Below are 16,516 nucleotides of genomic sequence, written 5' to 3' on the forward strand. Positions count from 1 at the left end.
CGGCCCGTCGCGTACGGGGCAGACCAACTCCCTTGGGAGGGACCCACATGGGCCTCGGCGGATGCGTGATCCTGATAGCCCTCGGCGCCATCCTCACCTTCGCCACCGACTGGCACCTGCATGGGGTCGACCTGACCGTGGTCGGGGTGATCCTGATGGCGGCCGGGCTGCTCGGCCTGGTGACCTTCAGCAGCGTGCTGCGGCGGCCCCGGCGCGGCTTCGGCCCCGGCGCCGACGAGGTCGTGGAGGAGCGCCACCACTACTACGAGGACCCCCGGCTCTGACGCCGCGTCAGCTCGGTTCGGCGGCTCCCGGGTCGTCCAGCCCGGCCAGCACCAGCGGCAGCCGGGCGGCGGCGCCGGGCACCAGTCGGACCGGGACGCCCCAGTCCTGCTGGTGCACATGGCAGGCCGGGTACTCCACGGCCGGGTCGTCGTCGCAGGAGGCGGCCATCGCGGAGACGTGCAGCACGCCCTCGGTGGGTCCGTCGGCGGCCAGCCGCACCTCGCGGGAGAGCGCGCTGTCCGCGCCCGCGCCGGACTCCAGCAGCTCCGGGGGCGTGGCGCTGACCAGCAGCCGGGTGGCGGGGCCGTAGCGCTCGTCCAGCTTCTGGCCCGCCGGGGCGCTGAAGACCACGTCGATCCGGAACGGTCCGGGTGCCACCTCGGTCGACGCCCGCCGGGTGCGGTGCGCGGTGGCCGCCACCCGGACCGCCTCCTCGGGCAGCCGCAGCCGGGTCAGCCGGTGCCGGGCCGACTCCACCACCACGATGTCGTCCCCGGCCAGCACCGCGCCGGACGGCTCGCGCAGATCGGTGGCGAGCGTACTGACCTCGCCGGTGGCCGGGTCGAAGCGGCGCAGCGCGTGGTTGTACGTGTCGCTGACCGCCACCGAACCGTCGGGCAGCGCGGTCACCCCCAGCGGGTGCTGGAGCAGTGCCTGGTCGGCGGCGCCGTCCCGGTGGCCGAAGTCGAAGAGGCCGGTGCCCACGGCGGTGTGCACGGTGAGGTCGGCGGCGTCGATCCGGCGCAGCGCGGAGGTCTCGGAGTCGGCCACCCAGAGGGTGCGGCCGTCGGGGGAGACGGCCAGGCCGGACGGCTGGGCGAACCACGCCTCGGCGGCGGGGCCGTCGACCAGGCCCTCGTTGGTGGTGCCGGCGGCGGCCTCGACGGTGCCGGTGGCCGGGTCGTACGTCCACAGCTGGTGCACGCCGGCCATGGCGATCCAGACCCGGTCCGCGAACCAGGCGACGTCCCACGGCGAGGAGAGGTCCACCTCGCGGGCCGGGCCGCTGACGGCGGAGCCCTGCCACCACTGGCTACCGGTGCCGGCCAGCGTGCTGACCCGGCCGTCCGCGAGGCGGACGCCGCGCAGCGCGTGGTTGACGGTGTCCGCGACGACCAGGTCGCAGTCGAGCGCGGCGGCGGCCTGCGGCGGCAGCAGCGCCAGGCCCTGCGGCTCGCTGAACCGGGCCTGCTCGGCGGGGCCGTCCAGCAGCCCGCGCTCGCCGTCGCCGATCCGGCGCAGCACCGTCTCGCCGTCGGCGGCCAGCTCGACCAGCGAGTGGTGGCCGGAGTCCGCGACCAGGTAGCCGCCGCCCGGCAGCGTCACCGCCTTGCCGGGGAACCGCAGGTCGCCGGCGGCCGGCTCCGGTGGTACGTACGGGCTGTCGCCGCGCCGCAGGGTGCCCTTGGCGGCGTGCTCGGCCTCCAGTTCCTCGACCAGGGCGGCGATCGCGTGGGCGTGGCCCTCGCCCGCGTGCTGGGCGACGATGTACCCCTCGGGGTCGATCACCACCAGGGTGGGCCAGGCCCGGACGGCGTACTGCTTCCAGGTGGCCAGCTCCGGGTCGTCCAGCACGGGGTGGTGCACCTCGTAGCGGGCGACGGCGTCGACCACGGCCCGGTGGTCGGCCTCGTGCACGAACTTGGGCGAGTGCACGCCGACGATCACCACGGTGTCGCGGTGCTTCTCCTCCAGCTCGCGCAGCTCGTCCAGGACGTGCAGGCAGTTGATGCAGCAGAACGTCCAGAAGTCCAGTACGACACACTTACCCCGCAGGTCGGCAAGCTTGAGTTCCTTGCCGCCTGTGTTGAGCCATCCACCGGCGCCGACCAGCTCGGGGGCGCGGACACGTGCACGAGAAGCCATGCCTCAATCAAACCTCACGTCCGGTGTCCGCATTCCAGGGCGTCCGCCCTGCCACCGGAGGGACGCCGAACGGCCGGGGCGGTCCGTGATCGGCCTCGGACGGGCACCGGGTGGCTCGGGCTGTCCAGCCACACCGTGTGGCCGTCGGCCGTGACCGTGAGGCCGAAGCGGTCGGGGCCGGGGCGGCCCTGGCCGTCCCACCAGCGCCACGCGGCCTCCACCTCGTCCCAGAGGTTCCGGGGGCCGGACTGGTACACCTCGTACTCCGTACGGTCCCGCTCGTAGTCGGCGGAGGCCCATGACCGGGTGTCTCGGCTGTAGAGCCAGAGCGTGTACGCGCCGTTGCCGTAGCGCTCCGCCCGCCAGAACGCACCGGGCACGCCCACCCCGATGGCGAACTGTTCGAGCCACCCGCCGGTGTCCGGCGGGGCCAGGGCCGTTGTGCTTCTCACCCCGTCAGCCGGCCATTCGCTCCCCCGCAGGTAGGCGTCGAACGGCGGCCGTTCGGTGCGCTGCTGCCGGAGCCGCATGAAGGCCGAGCTTCGGGTGAACATGCCGCTCGCGCTGGTCCCGTCAGCGTTCACGGTCAGTCGGATGACCTGCTCGCCGCCGTACTCCGTGCCGAACGGGGCAACGATGACCCCACCGGGGGCGGACTGCTCCAGCCAGGCCGGAGGGATCTCCAGCAGCGAGCAGGTGGCGATGATCCGCTCGTAGGGGGCGCTCCCCGCCCAGCCCGACCGCCCGTCGCCCTCGACCACGGTCGGCGCGAGTCCGGCCTTCGCCAGGTTCTCCCGCGCGCCGCGCGCGATGTCCGGGTCGTACTCGACGGTGACCACGTTGGGGCTGCCCAGGCGGTGGGCCAGGAGGCCGGCGTTCCAACCTGTCCCGGTGCCGATCTCCAGCACCCGGTCACCCGGGCGGACATCCAGGTCCTGGAGCATCGAGAAGACCATGGTCGGCATGGAGTTGGACGAACTCGGGGTCGTGCCGAGCCCGTCCCCCTCATGGCCTCCGTCATCCCACTGCGTGGTGAGCGGGATGTCCGAGTAGACCGCCCGCCGCCACGCCCCGGGGTCCTGCGACCGGTACACCACGGGGTTCTGCCGAGTGCCGTCCGCGATGCCCGGCCAGATGCGGTCCGGGACGAACAACTCGCGCGGGACGGCCTTGAAGGAGGGGAGCCAGTCCGGGGAGAGTGCGCCGCCGGCCACCAGCGCGGAGGCGAGCCCCTGGGGGCCCGCCTCCTGGTGCGTCCGGCCGGTCACCTGCCGCCGCCCGCCGGGGACGAGCCGTCGGAGGTGTTGCCGCCCTCGTCGGACCCGCCGCCGCCGTGTCCGGCGCCCTTGTTGCTGTCGTCCTGCTGGCCGCCGCCCTTGCCGTCGCCGGTCCCGCCGCCGTGCTCACCCATGGACTTCCCCTCTCTGCCGCTCATACCGAGGCGGTCCCCAGCCTGTCGTGCACCTTGCCGACCGTCCTCGGCTGCCCTCCGATCGAGCCGCCACAACGATCACGCAGTCGCCCGGGACGGTGGAACCCCGCGCAAAGGACACTTCGGAACGTCCCGTGCGCGGTAGAACGTCCCTGGCGGAGGGCCGGTGTCTGTGGGGAGACAAGCGAGATGCCAAACGGGAGACTGAAAAGTGTGATGGCGTCGGGTGGTTGGACGTGCGCTGCCCTGGCAGCGAAGGCCGGCGTGGACACCAAGTCGGTCGAGCGGTGGGCCAACCAGAACAGGACGCCCCGGTTGGGGACAGCCCGTCTGGCTGCCGAAGCCTTGGGAGAAGACATGTTCGCACTGTGGCCGAGCCTGCGGCAGCCCCGAGCCGCACGAGCGACAAGCCCTGAGCTGGTGGCGCTCCATGAGCAGCGGGCCGACTTGCCGGTGTCCGTCTTTGTGGACCTGCTCGGCAAGGCTGCGGAACGCATCGACGTGTTGGTCTACGCTGCGGTGTTCCTCCACGAGACGTACCCCCGGCTCAACGACCTGCTTCGTGAGCGCGCCGCTGACGGCTGCGCAGTCCGTATCGCCCTCGGTGATGCGGACAGCGAGAACGTCAGGCAACGCGGCGAGGAGGAGAAGTTCGGCCACGGAATCGAGTCCCGTTGCAGACTCGCCCTCATGCACTACCGGCCGCTCCTGGGAACCCCCGGAATCGAGATCCGTACCCATGGGACCACGCTCTACAACAGTCTGTACCGGGCGGATGATCAGGTTCTGGTGAATGCGCACATCTGGGGGGTCAACGCCTTCGGCGCCCCGGTCTGGCATCTCCGGCGGACCGGCACCGGAACGCTGTTCGATACCTATGCTGCGAGCTTCGACGCGGTGTGGGAGGCCGCTCGACCCGTTGAGGGGAGCTGATCACATGGCACGGACCGAGTACTACGACGATCCCACCGCGCCCAAGCCGAACCGGCTGGTAGTGGCGGCGTCCGCCGTGGTGACGGACGGCGAGGGGCGCATCCTGCTACAGCGGCGCACCGACAACGGGTTGTATGCACTGCCCGGCGGAACGATGGACCTCGGTGAGTCGCTTCCGGGAACGGCCGTTCGGGAGGTGCGTGAGGAAACCGGCCTTGATGTGGAGATCACCGGACTCGTCGGCACCTACACCGATCCCCGACATGTGATCGCCTACTCGGACGGCGAGGTACGGCAGCAGTTCAACGTCTGTTTCACCGCCCGCATCACCGGCGGGGAGCTGCGGATCTCCGGCGAGTCCACCGACCTCCAGTTCGTGGCCCCGGCCGACATCGCGGCCCTCCCGATGCACCACACCCAGCGACTACGGCTCCGCCACTTCCTGGAGCAACGGGCGACTCCCCATCTCGGGTAGCAGCCACGGACGACGAAAGGCCCCTCCGATCTCCGACCCGCTGCCGGGGGAGGTCCGTGGGCGGCGGGTCGAACCGGGGGTGGTGGGGGAGGCGTCCAAGCTGGGGGGACGTCCGGACGGTGGAGGAGGGCACGGCATGAGGTATCTGGTGCGGGAGCGGATCTTCGGGATCGGTGACGACTACTGGGTCGAGACCGAGCACGGGGAGAAGGCGTTCCTGGTGGACGGGAAGGCGCTGCGGCTGCGGGAGACCTTCGAGCTGCGGGACCCGGCGGGTGACGTGGTGACGGTGATCCGCAAGAAGGTGCTGAGCCTGCGGGACGCGATGAAGGTGCAGGACGCGCACGGCGAGACCGTGGCCACGGTGCGGAAGAAGCTGTTCACGCCGTTCCGGGACAAGTACCACGCGGAGCTGGCGGACGGCTCGGAGCTGGAGATCCACGGCGACTTCCTCGACAAGGAGTACGACATCGAGGCGGACGGCGGCGAGCGGGTGGCGCGAATCTCCCGCAAGTGGTTCCGGGTCCGGGACACCTATGCGGTGGATGTGGCGGACGGGGCGGATGCGGCGCTGCTGCTGTCGGTGGCGGTGTGCGTGGACCGGCTGTCGACCGAGGAGCACGAGGAGCACGAGGAGAAGGAGAAGGAGCGGCGCCGGGCCGAGGAGGACTGACCGCCGACTGCGCGGCCCCGCACCCGGCCAGGGTGCGGGGCCGCGCCGGTTCAGCGGGCCCGCCGGGCCAGGGCGCGGACGAACGCGGTGCCGTCGATGGTGCCCAGGCCGCTGGCCAGGTCGTAGCCCTTGGCGGCGGCGTACCCCTTCACCCCGGCGAAGGAGTTGTTGCCGTGCACGATGTCGATCAGGCCGCTGCGGGCCCTGCCGCGCGCGGCCAGGGCGTAGAGGTCGTCGTTGATCGGGCCGAGCCGGTGGTGGGCCTGCTGGGCGGCGAGGGCCACGATCCCGGCGAAGATCGGGGTGGCCTCGCTGGTACCGCCGGTGATGCCCCAGCCCTTGTCGGCGGCCGAGTACGAGGAGTACACCCAGGCGCCGCCGTCGACCGCCGCGCTGATGCTGACGTCCGGGGTGCCGCGCCGCCCGCCGACCGCACTGGCGACGCTGCGCTGGTAGCCCGGCCGGGTGAAGACGCCGGACTTCCCGCCGCCGGCGGCGCCCCGGCCGTCGTTCCAGACCCGGTCGGGGGCCAGTCGGCGGCCGGTGTCGTCCAGGGTGAGCTGGGTGCCGCCGACCGAGGTGACCAGCGGGTCGGTGGAGGGCCAGGAGTTCACCCGGTGCGAATACAGGGTGCTGCCGTCCGCCTTGAAGTCGGTGACGCCGGAGTCGCCGGAGGCGGCGAGTACGGTGACGCGGGCGTCGGCGGCGGCCTTGAAGGCGTACCGGAGGTTGAGCAGGGCGGAGTGATCGCCCCTGGAGAAGCCGGGGAAGGTGTTCTCGGTGGCGCCGAAGCTCTGCGAGATGACATCGCCGACGCCCTGGTTGATCAGGTCCTGCTCGGCCCGCATCATCTCGGGGAAGCCGGTGACGCCCTCGGTCTCGGCCACCGCCGTCTCCACCAGCACGATCTTGGCGTCGGGGGCGATGGCGTGGGCGTACTGGACGTCGAGGTTGGTCTCACCGGCCCAGCCCATCGCGGTCTCGTCCTCGGGATCGAACTCCGGGACGTTGCCCCATTTGACGATCCGCACCTTGGTGGTGGGCAGGCCGAACGCCTTGGAGAAGACATCCAGGTCGTGCTGGACGGTGGGGGAGCCGAAGGAGTCGACGATGACGATGGTCCGGCCCTTGCCGGTGATGCCGGAACGGTAGAGCGGATTGAGGTTGTACGCCTTGCGGTACTGCATCGGTGAGTAGCAGTGGACGCGGTACTCCTTGAGACAGGCGGAGGTCGCCAGCGGACTGGCCACCGCCTTGACCAGCTGATGGCCGGCCACGGCGGGGCGCGGCGTGGCCGGGAGTGCGGTGGTCGCCGGGGCGGAGACGGCTCCGGTCCCGGCAACGGTGAGGACGGCGGCGGTGGCCGCACCGAGGGCGGCAACCGCCCTGGGGGCGCGGCGGGCGGTCTGGTGGCCCATGGAGCTCCTTGTGCAGGGACGCCGGAGGCATCCTCGAAGGCCGATCGGAGGCGATCAGGTCCGATCAGAGAGCGTTGCCCGAGCAGTACCCCATGGTGTTTATGCACTCTTTAACCTCGCAACTCGACGCTCCCCCGACACACCGGTCCGACACGCCGGTCCGGGCCCGGCCACGGGCGGGCGGCGGCGCTGCGGGCCGGTCAGGGCCGTACGGGTGCCGAGATGCCGAGCAGCCGGTCGCGGAGCACCGGGAAGTCGGCCCGGGTCTTGGCGACGGCCGCCGGGTCGAAGTCCACGGTGAGCACCTCCTCGCCGGTGCCGGCCTCGGCCAGCACCTCGCCCCACGGGTCGACCACCAGGCTGCGGCCGGCCTGCTCGACGCCGCCGTGGGTGCCGGCGGTGTTGCAGGCCAGGACGTACGCCTGCTCCTCCACGGCGCGGGCGCGGGCCAGCAGCGTCCAGTGCTCGGCGCGCCGGGCCGGCCAGGCGGCGGGCACGGTGAGGATCTCGGCCCCGGCGTCCAGCAGCGCCCGGAACAGTTCGGGGAAGCGCAGGTCGTAGCAGGTGGCCAGGCCCAGGGTGCCGTGTTCGGTGACGGCGGTGGCGATCTCCCGGCCGCCGCCCATGGCGACCGCCTCGCCGCCGTCGAAGCCGAAGCGGTGGATCTTGCGGTAGGTGCGGCGCAGCTTGCCCTGGGGGTCGAACAGCAGCGAGGTGTTGTACATCGGCCCGTCAGGGTCGCGTTCCACGATGGACCCGGCGTGCAGCCAGACCCGGGCGGCGCGGGCGGCGGCCGACATGGCCTCGGCGGTGGGCCCTTCGAGCGGTTCGGCGCCGGTCGGCCACCGGTCGTAGGCGAAGCCGCCCAGCGGCCACAGCTCGGGCAGCAGCACCAGATCGTCACCGGCACGGCCGCGGACCAGGGCGGAGACCCGGGCCCGCCGTTCCTCGGGGGATTCGGTGTCCGTGACGGAGAGCTGGATCAGAGAAGCGCGCACAGTACCACCGTCCACTCCAAGAGTCCTACGATCATCACTCGAAAGCACTGACCCGGTGACACGGGGAAGCGTAACGTGCCGATAGCGCCTCTGCCCCTGAGTGGAGCCGGCGCCGGGCGGGCGCCGGCTTCACCCAGACACGCAGGCGCACCGGAGCGATCGAGGGGTCGAGAAGACACGTGGCCGACAAGCAGACCGTCCAGGCGTACATCGACGCATGGACGCACTCCATCGAGTCGATCTCCGAGCTGGTCGCACCCCTGCCCGAGGGGCAGTGGAACCACCCCACCGAGTGCCCCGGCTGGTCGGTACGGGACGTGGTCTCGCATGTCATCGCCGTGGAGCTGGAGCTGCTGGGCGACCCCCGGCCGATCCATCCGCTCCCCCGCGACCTGCGGCATGTCACCGACGAGTTCACCCGGTGGTGCGAGGTGCCGGTGGACAAGCGGCGCTGCCACACCTCGCCGGAGATGACGGCGGAGCTGGAGTACACCATCATCCGCCGCGCTCGGGCGCTGCGCACCGCCCGGCAGCAGCCGGAGGACGAGGTGCGCTGGCCGGCCGGTCCGTACACCCGGCAGCTGCCGTACCACGAGGTGCTGCGCCGCCGCGTCTTCGACGTGTGGACGCATGAGCAGGACCTGCGGCGGGCGCTGCGGCAGCCCGGCAATCTGGACGCGCCCGGCGCGCTGGTCAGCCGGGACCTGCTGATCGAGGCGCTGCCCAAGGCCGTGGCCAAGCAGGCGGGGGCACCGGCCGGCTCCACGGTGGTGGTGGATGTGCACGGCGCGGTGGAGTTCATGCGCACCGTACGGGTGGACGCCGGCGGCCGGGGCAGCGTCGAGGAGCGGGTCTCGCTGGCCCCCGGGGTCCAGCTGACCACCGACTGGGAGACCTTCACCCGGCTGGCCTGCGGTCGCATCCGGCCGCAGACCGCCGGGGTGAAGATGGAGGGCGACGAGGCGCTGGGGCGGCGCATCCTGGACAACTTCGCCGTCACCCTCTGACGGCCGGTCAGTCCGTACGCGGCGCCGGGATGTGGGCGGTCACCGGCGGCGCGGCGGCGGCCCGCTCGGCCTCGCGGCGGGCGGCGGCCGGGCGCAGCCGCAGGATCATGGCCAGGCCCAGCGCCATCGGCCCGTACAGCCAGCAGAACGCCCAGCGGTAGGAGCCGGCGGTGGGGGTGCCGCCGGGGCTGACCAGGTCCAGCAGCACGCCGATGCCGAACAGGGTGATCGCGGTGGCCACGAAGCCGCCGATGTTGACGATCCCGGAGGCGGTGCCCAGCCGCTCCGGCGGGTTGGCGGGCCGGGCGTAGTCGAAGCCGACCAGGGACGCCGAGCCGTTGCTGCCCATGAAGGCGATCAGGGTGACCAGCAGCCACATCGGCGGCCGCCCGGTCGGCCAGGCCAGCACCACCGCCCAGAGCGCGGCCGTGCCCAGCACCACGGCGAACACGATGGCGTCGCGGGCGCCGGGGCGCCGGGAGACCAGCTGACCGAAGATCAGCCCGCAGCCCATGGAGCTGACCACCAGCAGGGTGAGCAGCCCGGCGGCGGTGCCGCGTGACAGCTGCTGACCCTCCACCAGGTACGGCATGCCCCAGAGCAGGCCGAAGACATTGCCGGGGAACTGCGTGGTGAAGTGCACCCACATGCCGAGCCGGGTGCCGGGCTCCTGCCAGGCCGCGCGGATCTGCGGCAGCACCGGCACCGGGGTCCTGGCGGCGCGCGGCGGGCGGGGGGCGGTCGTACGGCCGCCAGCTGTACGGCCGCCAGCCGTACGGGCGGCGGAGCGCCGCCGTGCCAGCGGGGGGCCGCTGGCCGGGGTGTCGCGCAGCAGCCCCAGCACCAGGGCGAGCACGCCGACGCCGAACAGCGCGGTGGTGGTGAAGGTGGCGGTCCAGCCCCGGCTGTGCAGCACCTGGGAGAGGACGGCGGTGCTGACCAGGTTGCCGCTGAGCCCGACCAGGCCGGTGATCTGCGCGATCAGCGGATTGCGGCGGGCCGGGAACCAGCGGGCGGCGAGCCGCAGCACGCTGACGAAGGTCATCGCGTCGCCGCAGCCGAGCACGGCGCGGGCGACCAGCGCGGGGCCGAAGTCGGTGCTGAGCGCGAAGCCCAGCTGGCCGGCCGTCAGCAGCACCACGCCGTAGCTGAGCACCCGGCGCGGGCCGAGCCGGTCCACCAGCAGGCCGACGGGTATCTGCATGGCCGCGTAGACCAGCACCTGGAGGATGGAGAAGGAGGACAGCGCGGAGGCGCCCACGCCGAAGCGGTCGGCGGCGTCCAGCCCGGCCACGCCCAGGCTGGTGCGGTGCACCACGGCCAGGGCGTAGACGCAGCAGCCGATCCCCCAGGCCAGCCAGGCGGCCCGGCCGCCGGGCGGGTCGAGGGCCAAGGCGGCGACCGGGGTGCGGTGCCGGGCGGCGGCCCGCTGGGGGCCAACCTGCTGGGAATCTGGTTGCCGGGGCTCTGGCTGCCGGGGCTCTGGCTGCGGCGCTGCGGCCGCGTCGGCGGGTCCGGGCATGCTCCCGGTCACGGGGTCGGCTCCTTCCTCACGTACCGGCGCTTCAGGCACCGGTGCCTCGCAGCAGGACGTCCAGCCGCCCGACGTGCCGGTCCAGCAGCCGCTCGGCCCGGTCCGCGTCGCCGTCCCGCAGGGCTTGCAGGATCTCGGCGTGGTCGGAGAGGTTCAGCCGGACCCGCTCCGGTTCGGCGTGCATGACCTGCACGCCCATCCGCAGCTGGCGGTCGCGCAGCTGGTCGTAGAGCTGCTCCAGGATGCGGTTGCCGGCGGCGGCGACGATGGCGTGGTGGAAGGCGCGGTCGGCCGCGGCGGCGCCCCGCAGGTCACCGGCGTCGGCCAGCGCCCGCTGCTCGGCCAGCAGCCCGTCCAGACGGTCCAGCAGCGCCGGGGTCGCCGACAGCTTGCGGACGGCGTACCGCTCGACCAGTTGCCGGGTCTCCACCACATCCGCGATCTCCTGGGCGGAGACCGGCAGCACCAGGGCGCCCTTCTTGGGGTAGAGCTTGAGCAGCCCCTCCGCCTCCAGCCGCAGCAGCGCCTCGCGGACGGGGGTGCGCGAGACGCCCACCGCCTCCGCGATCCCCCCTTCGACCAGCAGCGTCCCGCCCTCGAAGGTGCGGTCGAGCACGGACTGCTTGACATAGGAGTAGACCCGCTCGGCGGCGGGGGCTTTTGCATTCATGATGCATCCATCATAGATGCAACAGGGGCCGGGTACGCACGGCCCGTTCCGGCCAAGGGCAACGGCCCGTCAGCCGCGCAGCGTCCAGCGCACGGTACGGGTCATCCAGCGGGCCCGGAACGCCTCGTCGCGGACCCGGTCGGTGGTGTCCTGCACGGTCGCGGTGACCGTCACCGACCGCCCGCCCAGCGGCCCCAGGTACGCCGGGTCGAACCAGCTGCCGTCCGGCGACTGCGCCCGCACCGGCCGCCCGTCCACCCACCAGCGGACCCGCAGCGCGCAGCCGCCGGCCAGCGGCACCGGCCGCACCGCCAGCCTGGGCAGCCCGAAGACCGGGCCGGCCGCCGGGGAGACCGCGTCCACCGGGTCCACCCGCCGGTACAGCGCCTCGATGATCGCCTCCTGGGACGGCGGGTTGTAGGCGCCGCCGAGGGTGCGCATCACCGAGTCCGGCGTGGGCCGGTAGAGCCCGTTGGCACCCGGGTACGCGCCCACCACGCTGCCGTCCGAGGCGCGACTGCCCAGCCAGCGCCACCACTTGACGTGGTCGCGGAGCATCGCGGCGGCGTCCACGGCGGCGAGGTTGGGGTAGTCGGCGTCGGTGTCCGCGCTGTCGTACTCGTCGCCCAGGTCCCCCAGGGTGTGGCCCATCTCGTGCTGGATGATCCGCCCGGCGTCGGCGCTGCCGCCCGCCAGGGTGGTGACCCCGCTGCCGCCCGCGCCGCCGTACCGGGCCGAGTTGGCGATGGCGATCACATAGTGCGGGCCGGGCACCGGCCCGGCCAGCCGCACCGCCGCCCGCTCGTCCACGCAGAGCAGCCGGGCGGTGCCGTCGCACCAGAAGTGCATCCGCAGCGGGCTCGGCGGCGACCGCCGGGGCGGCCGCTGCTCGCTGACGCCCGGCACCGGGGAGGCGATGTCGACCCGCCTCATGTTGAAGAAGCGCTGGTAGGTGCGGAACGGCTCGATCGCCATCAGCGCCCGCCAGGCCCGCTCCGCCTCCGCCCGGAACAGGCCCAGCTGCCCGGCGGTGAAGCCGTCGCCCAGCAGCACCAGGGTGATCCGGTTCCGGGGATCGCCGCCCCGCCGGACGTCGACGGCCGGGGCCGCTCCGCCCCGCTGCGCGCCGTCGTCCTCCCGGCCCGGCGGCGGCACCAGCCGCCCGGCCGCCACCGGCGGGCGGCGCACCGGCTCGGCGCCCCCGGCCAGCACCGGCGCCAGCACCGCGCCGAGCAGGGCGAGCAGCGCCGGGGCGCGGCGGCGTCCTGCGGTGCCGGGCATGGGCGGTCCTCGCTGTCGGCTGGTCGACCCGCGAAGACGTACCCGCCCGGCCGCCCCCGGCCGCCCGCCGCACCGCAACGTCACCGGAAGAGAGCAGGTGCCCCGCGCGGCAGCGGGTCCTCCGCCGTGGACCGGTCGACGAAGGCGCCGACCTCGTCAGGATGCCTGCTTCAGCATCCCGCCGAACGGCGCCGGTCCGGGAGAAGGCGTCCGCAGCGGCGGACGTCCCCCGGACCGGCGGGCGTGCTCAGCCCCAGGTGATCAGGCGCTTGGGGCGCTCCAGGACGGCGGCGGTGTCCGCGAGCACCCGGGAGCCCAGTTCGCCGTCGACCATGCGGTGGTCGAAGGAGAGGGCGAGGGTGGTCACCTGGCGGGGGACGACCTTGCCCTTGTGGACCCAGGGGATCTCCCGGACCTGCCCGAAGGCGAGGATGGCCGCCTCGCCGGGGTTGAGGATCGGGGTGCCGGTGTCGACGCCGAAGACGCCGACATTGGTGATGGTGACCGTGCCGCCCTGCATGTCGGCGGGCGCCGTCCGGCCCTCGCGGGCCGTCTCCACCAGGGCCTGGAGGGCGGCGGCCAGCTCCGGGAGGGTCTTGGCGTCGGCGTCCTTGATGTTCGGCACGATCAGCCCGCGTGGGGTGGCGGCGGCGATGCCCAGGTTGACCTGCGACTTGTAGACGATCTCCTGGTTGGGCTCGTCCCAGGCCGCATTGACCTCCGGGTGGCGCCGGATCGCGGTCAGCAGCGCCTTGGCGACCAGCAGCAGCGGGCTCACCCGGACCGGGCCCAGCTCGCCGGACTCCTTCAGCTCCCGCACCAGCTTCATCGTCCGGGTCACATCGACCTGGACGAACTCGGTGACATGCGGGGCGGTGAAGGCGGAGGCCACCATCGCCTGCGCGGTGGCCCGCCGGACGCCCTTCACCGGGACCCGCCGGTCCCTGCTCACCGGGGCGGTCGGCAGCACGGCCGGGGCCTCGGCGGCGGTGGCCGCAGCGGCCGGGACCGCCTCGACCGCCGGAGCGGCGGCGGCGTGGACGTCCTCGCGGGTGATCACCCCGCCGGGGCCGGTGGGGGTGACCGCCCGCAGGTCGACGCCCAGGTCCTTGGCCAGCTTGCGGACCGGCGGCTTGGCCAGCGGCCGACCCGGCTGCTCCGCGACCGGCGCGGGCGCCGGGGCGGGAGCGGGCGCGGGCGCGGGCGCCGGGACCGGTACGGCGACCGGCTCCGGGGCGGCCACGGGAACCGGCCGGGGGGCCGGGGCGGTGGCGACGGGCCCGGCCGGCGCCTTGCGGGGGCGGCGGCGGGCGGCACCGGTACGCGGGCCGTAGCCCACCAGCACCTCGCGCCGCTCCGGCTCCGGCTCCGCCTCCGCGACCGGCGCGGCCGCCGGAGCCACCGCCTCGGGCGCGGCCGGGGCGGCGGGCGCCGCGCCGGCCGCCGCCACCGCGATGATCGCGGTGCCGACGTCGACGGTGGTGCCCTCCGGGAAGAACAGCTCCCGTACCACGCCGTCGTACGGGATCGGCAGCTCCACGGCGGCCTTGGCGGTCTCCACCTCGCAGACCACCTGCCCGTCGGTGACGGTGTCGCCGGGCTGGACGTACCACTTGAGGATCTCGGCCTCGGTGAGGCCCTCGCCCACGTCCGGCATCCGGAACTCGCGGACCTGCTGTACATCGATGGCGTTCATCAGGTTCTCCTCCCCGCCCTCAGAACGCCATGGCGCGGTCGACGGCGTCCAGCACCCGGTCCAGGTCCGGCAGGAAGGTGTCCTCCACCCGGGACGGCGGGTACGGCGCGTGGTAGCCGCCGACCCGCAGCACCGGTGCCTCCAGGGAGTAGAAGCAGCGCTCGGTGATCCGGGCCGCCAGCTCCGCGCCCAAGCCCATGAAGACCGGCGCCTCGTGCACCACCACGGCCCGGCCGGTGCGCCGCACCGAGTCCGCCAGGGTGTCGAAGTCGACCGGGGAGAGCGAGCGCAGGTCCACGACCTCCAGGCTGCGGCCGTCCTCCTCGGCCGCCGCTGCGGCCTCCAGGCAGACCTTGACCATCGGACCGTACGCGAGCAGCGTCGCGTCCCGCCCGGAGCGGACCACCCGGGCCTGGTGCAGCGGGGTCGGGGCGGCGGCGTCCGGGTCCAGCTCGGCCTTGTCCCAGTAGCGCCGCTTGGGCTCCAGGAAGATGACCGGATCGTCGGACCGCACGGCCTGCCGCAGCATCCAGTAGGCGTCCGCCGGGTTGGACGGCGAGACCACCTTGAGCCCCGCCGTGTGCGCGAAGTACGCCTCGTGCGACTCGCTGTGGTGCTCGACCGCGCCGATGCCGCCCGCGTACGGGATGCGGATGGTGACCGGCAGCTTGATGTGGCCCAGCGCGCGGGCGTGCATCTTGGCCAGCTGGGTGACGATCTGGTCGAAGGCCGGGTACACGAAGCCGTCGAACTGGATCTCCACGACCGGCCGGTAGCCGCGCAGCGCCAGCCCGATCGCGGTGCCGACGATGCCGGACTCGGCCAGCGGGGTGTCGATCACCCGGTTCTCGCCGAAGTCCTTGTACAGGCCGTCGGTGACCCGGAAGACACCGCCGAGCCGGCCCACGTCCTCGCCCATGACCAGGGTCTTGGGGTCGTTCTCCAGCTCCTTGCGCAGCGCCTCGTTCAGCGCCTTGACCATGGTGAAGCTGCTCATCTCAGCGGGCCCCCTTCTCGGCGTCCGCGAAGGAGGCCGCGTACGCCTCGTACTCGGCGCGCTCCTCGTCGACCAGCGCGTGGCCCTCGGCGTACACATGCTCGAAGATCGCCCGGGGCGAGGGGTCCGGCATCGTCCGTACGCCCTCCCGCACCCGGCGGGCCAGCTGCTCGCTCTCCGCCTCGACCGAGTCCAGGAACTCCTGGTCGGCCCAGCCCTGGCGGGCCAGGTGCGCCTTCAGCCGCTCGATGGGGTCCTTGAGCCGCCACTCCTCCAGCTCCTCGCTCAGCCGGTAGCGGCTGGGGTCGTCGGAGGTGGTGTGGGCGCCCATCCGGTAGGTGAACGCCTCGACGAGCACCGGGCCGTTGCCGCTGCGGGCGTGGTCCAGCGCCCAGCGGGTGACCGCCAGGCAGGCCAGCACGTCATTGCCGTCCACCCGGATGCCGGGGAAGCCGAAGCCGGAGGCGCGCTGGTAGAGCGGGACGCGGGTCTGCTTCTCGGTGGGCTCGGAGATCGCCCACTGGTTGTTCTGGCAGAAGAAGACCACGGGGGCGTTGTAGACGGAGGCGAAGGTGAACGCCTCGCTGACATCGCCCTGGCTGGAGGCGCCGTCACCGAAGTAGGCGATCACCGCGTCGTCCGAGCCGTCCCGGGTGATGCCCATCGCGTAGCCGGTCGCGTGCAGCGTCTGCGAGCCGATCACGATGGTGTAGAGGTGGAAGTTCTTCTCGTTGGGGTCCCAGCCGCCGTGGTTCACGCCGCGGAACATGCCCAGCAGGTTGAGCGGGTCCACGCCCTTGCACCAGGCCACGCCGTGCTCGCGGTAGGTGGGGAAGGCGTAGTCGCCGGGCCGCATGGCGCGGCCGGAGCCGACCTGGGCGGCCTCCTGGCCGAGGAGGGACGCCCACAGGCCCAGCTCGCCCTGCCGCTGCAGGGCGGTGGCCTCGGCGTCGAACCGGCGGACCAGGACGAGGTCGCGGTAGATGGGCCGCAGCTCCTCGGGGGTGGTCTCCAGGGAGAAGTCCGGGTGCTCGATCCGCTCGCCCTCGGGGGTCAGCAGCTGGACCAGCCCCGGCTCCGCCGCGACGCTTCCGGGGCGGGAGGGCCCCCGCTTCCTGCGGGTGCCGGAGGCCCTCTTGGGCGCTCCTGCCGTGCTGTCGACGGTCACGTTCACTCCTCGGTCTGTCCGGCTCCCGGGGTCGCCGGCAACCGGTCCGACATCCGCCCGTACGGCCGCCTCCTTCGGCGGCC

16 protein-coding genes are annotated in these 16,516 nt (G+C 73.3%); 5 read left to right on the forward strand and 11 right to left on the reverse strand.

Features of this window, described 5'->3' with window-relative positions:
* Window positions 1–47 precede the first annotated feature (47 nt).
* The gene (locus ACIQGZ_RS00880; RefSeq protein WP_402598460.1) at window positions 48–284 is read left to right on the forward strand and encodes a DUF6458 family protein; all 237 of its coding nucleotides are present in this window, start codon (window positions 48–50) and stop codon (window positions 282–284) included.
* A 7-nt stretch (window positions 285–291) separates the two neighbouring features.
* Here ACIQGZ_RS00880 and ACIQGZ_RS00885 read toward each other — a convergent pair whose 3' ends face one another.
* From ACIQGZ_RS00885 to ACIQGZ_RS00895, 3 genes are read right to left on the reverse strand one after another with little or no spacing between them, the layout of a single operon-like run.
* Entirely contained in the window at window positions 292–2,151 is a 1,860-nt protein-coding gene (locus ACIQGZ_RS00885) for an NHL domain-containing thioredoxin family protein (protein WP_402598461.1), read from the reverse strand.
* Window positions 2,152–2,165: 14 nt separating this feature from the next.
* On the reverse strand, window positions 2,166–3,419 hold the full coding sequence (locus ACIQGZ_RS00890) for a methyltransferase domain-containing protein (protein ID WP_402598462.1): 1,254 nt from the start codon (window positions 3,417–3,419) through the stop codon (window positions 2,166–2,168).
* On the reverse strand, window positions 3,416–3,586 hold the full coding sequence (locus tag ACIQGZ_RS00895; RefSeq protein ID WP_402598463.1) for a hypothetical protein: 171 nt from the start codon (window positions 3,584–3,586) through the stop codon (window positions 3,416–3,418). Before ACIQGZ_RS00895 ends, ACIQGZ_RS00890 begins: the two co-directional genes overlap by 4 nt.
* 186 nt (window positions 3,587–3,772) lie before the next feature.
* On the opposite strand from ACIQGZ_RS00895, the gene ACIQGZ_RS00900 reads away from it, so the two are divergent.
* From ACIQGZ_RS00900 to ACIQGZ_RS00910, 3 genes are all read left to right on the forward strand, one after another.
* Window positions 3,773–4,516 carry an XRE family transcriptional regulator gene (locus ACIQGZ_RS00900; protein WP_402598464.1) on the forward strand — a complete coding sequence of 248 codons (744 nt, stop codon included), beginning with the start codon at window positions 3,773–3,775 and terminating at the stop codon, window positions 4,514–4,516.
* 4 nt (window positions 4,517–4,520) lie between these two features.
* Window positions 4,521–4,991 (forward strand): NUDIX domain-containing protein, encoded by a 471-nt coding sequence (locus tag ACIQGZ_RS00905; protein ID WP_402598465.1) that lies wholly within the window; start codon window positions 4,521–4,523, stop codon window positions 4,989–4,991.
* A gap of 136 nt (window positions 4,992–5,127) precedes the next feature.
* Window positions 5,128–5,664 carry an LURP-one-related/scramblase family protein gene (locus ACIQGZ_RS00910; RefSeq protein WP_402598467.1) on the forward strand — a complete coding sequence of 179 codons (537 nt, stop codon included), beginning with the start codon at window positions 5,128–5,130 and terminating at the stop codon, window positions 5,662–5,664.
* A gap of 50 nt (window positions 5,665–5,714) precedes the next feature.
* Here the strand turns inward: ACIQGZ_RS00910 and ACIQGZ_RS00915 are convergent, their stop codons facing one another.
* Window positions 5,715–7,082, reverse strand: a complete 1,368-nt coding sequence (locus ACIQGZ_RS00915; protein ID WP_402598468.1) for a S8 family serine peptidase — start codon at window positions 7,080–7,082, stop codon at window positions 5,715–5,717.
* Between the two features lie 200 nt (window positions 7,083–7,282).
* Window positions 7,283–8,080, reverse strand: a complete 798-nt coding sequence (locus tag ACIQGZ_RS00920) for a carbon-nitrogen family hydrolase (RefSeq protein ID WP_402598469.1) — start codon at window positions 8,078–8,080, stop codon at window positions 7,283–7,285.
* Between the two features lie 179 nt (window positions 8,081–8,259).
* Here ACIQGZ_RS00920 and ACIQGZ_RS00925 point away from each other — a divergent pair, with 179 nt between their 5' ends.
* Window positions 8,260–9,087 (forward strand): maleylpyruvate isomerase family mycothiol-dependent enzyme, encoded by an 828-nt coding sequence (locus ACIQGZ_RS00925; RefSeq protein ID WP_402598470.1) that lies wholly within the window; start codon window positions 8,260–8,262, stop codon window positions 9,085–9,087.
* 7 nt (window positions 9,088–9,094) lie between these two features.
* On the opposite strand, the gene ACIQGZ_RS00930 is transcribed toward ACIQGZ_RS00925, so the two are convergent.
* The 6 genes from ACIQGZ_RS00930 to pdhA all read right to left on the reverse strand — a co-directional run bounded on the left by ACIQGZ_RS00930 (window position 9,095) and on the right by pdhA (window position 16,433).
* Window positions 9,095–10,621 carry a nitrate/nitrite transporter gene (locus tag ACIQGZ_RS00930; RefSeq protein WP_402598471.1) on the reverse strand — a complete coding sequence of 509 codons (1,527 nt, stop codon included), beginning with the start codon at window positions 10,619–10,621 and terminating at the stop codon, window positions 9,095–9,097.
* Window positions 10,622–10,652: 31 nt separating this feature from the next.
* Window positions 10,653–11,291: a GntR family transcriptional regulator gene (locus ACIQGZ_RS00935; RefSeq protein ID WP_402598472.1), complete on the reverse strand. Its 639-nt coding sequence runs from the start codon at window positions 11,289–11,291 to the stop codon at window positions 10,653–10,655.
* Window positions 11,292–11,360: 69 nt separating this feature from the next.
* Window positions 11,361–12,572 carry a M64 family metallopeptidase gene (locus tag ACIQGZ_RS00940; RefSeq protein ID WP_402598473.1) on the reverse strand — a complete coding sequence of 404 codons (1,212 nt, stop codon included), beginning with the start codon at window positions 12,570–12,572 and terminating at the stop codon, window positions 11,361–11,363.
* Between the two features lie 247 nt (window positions 12,573–12,819).
* Window positions 12,820–14,268, reverse strand: coding sequence for a dihydrolipoamide acetyltransferase family protein (locus tag ACIQGZ_RS00945; protein ID WP_402598474.1), 1,449 nt, complete (start codon window positions 14,266–14,268; stop codon window positions 12,820–12,822).
* 19 nt (window positions 14,269–14,287) lie between these two features.
* Complete coding sequence (locus tag ACIQGZ_RS00950; RefSeq protein WP_402598475.1) at window positions 14,288–15,265, reverse strand: alpha-ketoacid dehydrogenase subunit beta; 978 nt, start codon at window positions 15,263–15,265, stop codon at window positions 14,288–14,290.
* Window position 15,266: 1 nt separating this feature from the next.
* On the reverse strand, window positions 15,267–16,433 hold the full coding sequence (pdhA, locus tag ACIQGZ_RS00955; RefSeq protein ID WP_402598477.1) for a pyruvate dehydrogenase (acetyl-transferring) E1 component subunit alpha: 1,167 nt from the start codon (window positions 16,431–16,433) through the stop codon (window positions 15,267–15,269).
* Between the last annotated feature and the right edge of the window lie 83 nt (window positions 16,434–16,516).

Origin of the sequence: Streptomyces sp. NPDC092296 (assembly GCF_044755465.1) — a bacterium.
Taxonomy (GTDB): Bacteria; Actinomycetota; Actinomycetes; order Streptomycetales; family Streptomycetaceae; genus Peterkaempfera.

What these genes read in the sequence shown, in the direction of transcription:
- ACIQGZ_RS00895 (WP_402598463.1), bottom strand. Translation starts at nt 3,586, where the DNA reads ATGAGCGGCAGAGAGGGGAAGTCCATGGGTGAGCACGGCGGCGGGACC.
- ACIQGZ_RS00880 (WP_402598460.1), top strand. Translation starts at nt 48, where the DNA reads ATGGGCCTCGGCGGATGCGTGATCCTGATAGCCCTCGGCGCCATCCTC.
- ACIQGZ_RS00935 (WP_402598472.1), bottom strand. Translation starts at nt 11,291, where the DNA reads ATGAATGCAAAAGCCCCCGCCGCCGAGCGGGTCTACTCCTATGTCAAG.
- ACIQGZ_RS00910 (WP_402598467.1), top strand. Translation starts at nt 5,128, where the DNA reads ATGAGGTATCTGGTGCGGGAGCGGATCTTCGGGATCGGTGACGACTAC.
- ACIQGZ_RS00915 (WP_402598468.1), bottom strand. Translation starts at nt 7,082, where the DNA reads ATGGGCCACCAGACCGCCCGCCGCGCCCCCAGGGCGGTTGCCGCCCTC.
- ACIQGZ_RS00885 (WP_402598461.1), bottom strand. Translation starts at nt 2,151, where the DNA reads ATGGCTTCTCGTGCACGTGTCCGCGCCCCCGAGCTGGTCGGCGCCGGT.
- ACIQGZ_RS00945 (WP_402598474.1), bottom strand. Translation starts at nt 14,268, where the DNA reads ATGAACGCCATCGATGTACAGCAGGTCCGCGAGTTCCGGATGCCGGAC.
- ACIQGZ_RS00950 (WP_402598475.1), bottom strand. Translation starts at nt 15,265, where the DNA reads ATGAGCAGCTTCACCATGGTCAAGGCGCTGAACGAGGCGCTGCGCAAG.
- ACIQGZ_RS00900 (WP_402598464.1), top strand. Translation starts at nt 3,773, where the DNA reads ATGCCAAACGGGAGACTGAAAAGTGTGATGGCGTCGGGTGGTTGGACG.
- ACIQGZ_RS00905 (WP_402598465.1), top strand. Translation starts at nt 4,521, where the DNA reads ATGGCACGGACCGAGTACTACGACGATCCCACCGCGCCCAAGCCGAAC.
- ACIQGZ_RS00940 (WP_402598473.1), bottom strand. Translation starts at nt 12,572, where the DNA reads ATGCCCGGCACCGCAGGACGCCGCCGCGCCCCGGCGCTGCTCGCCCTG.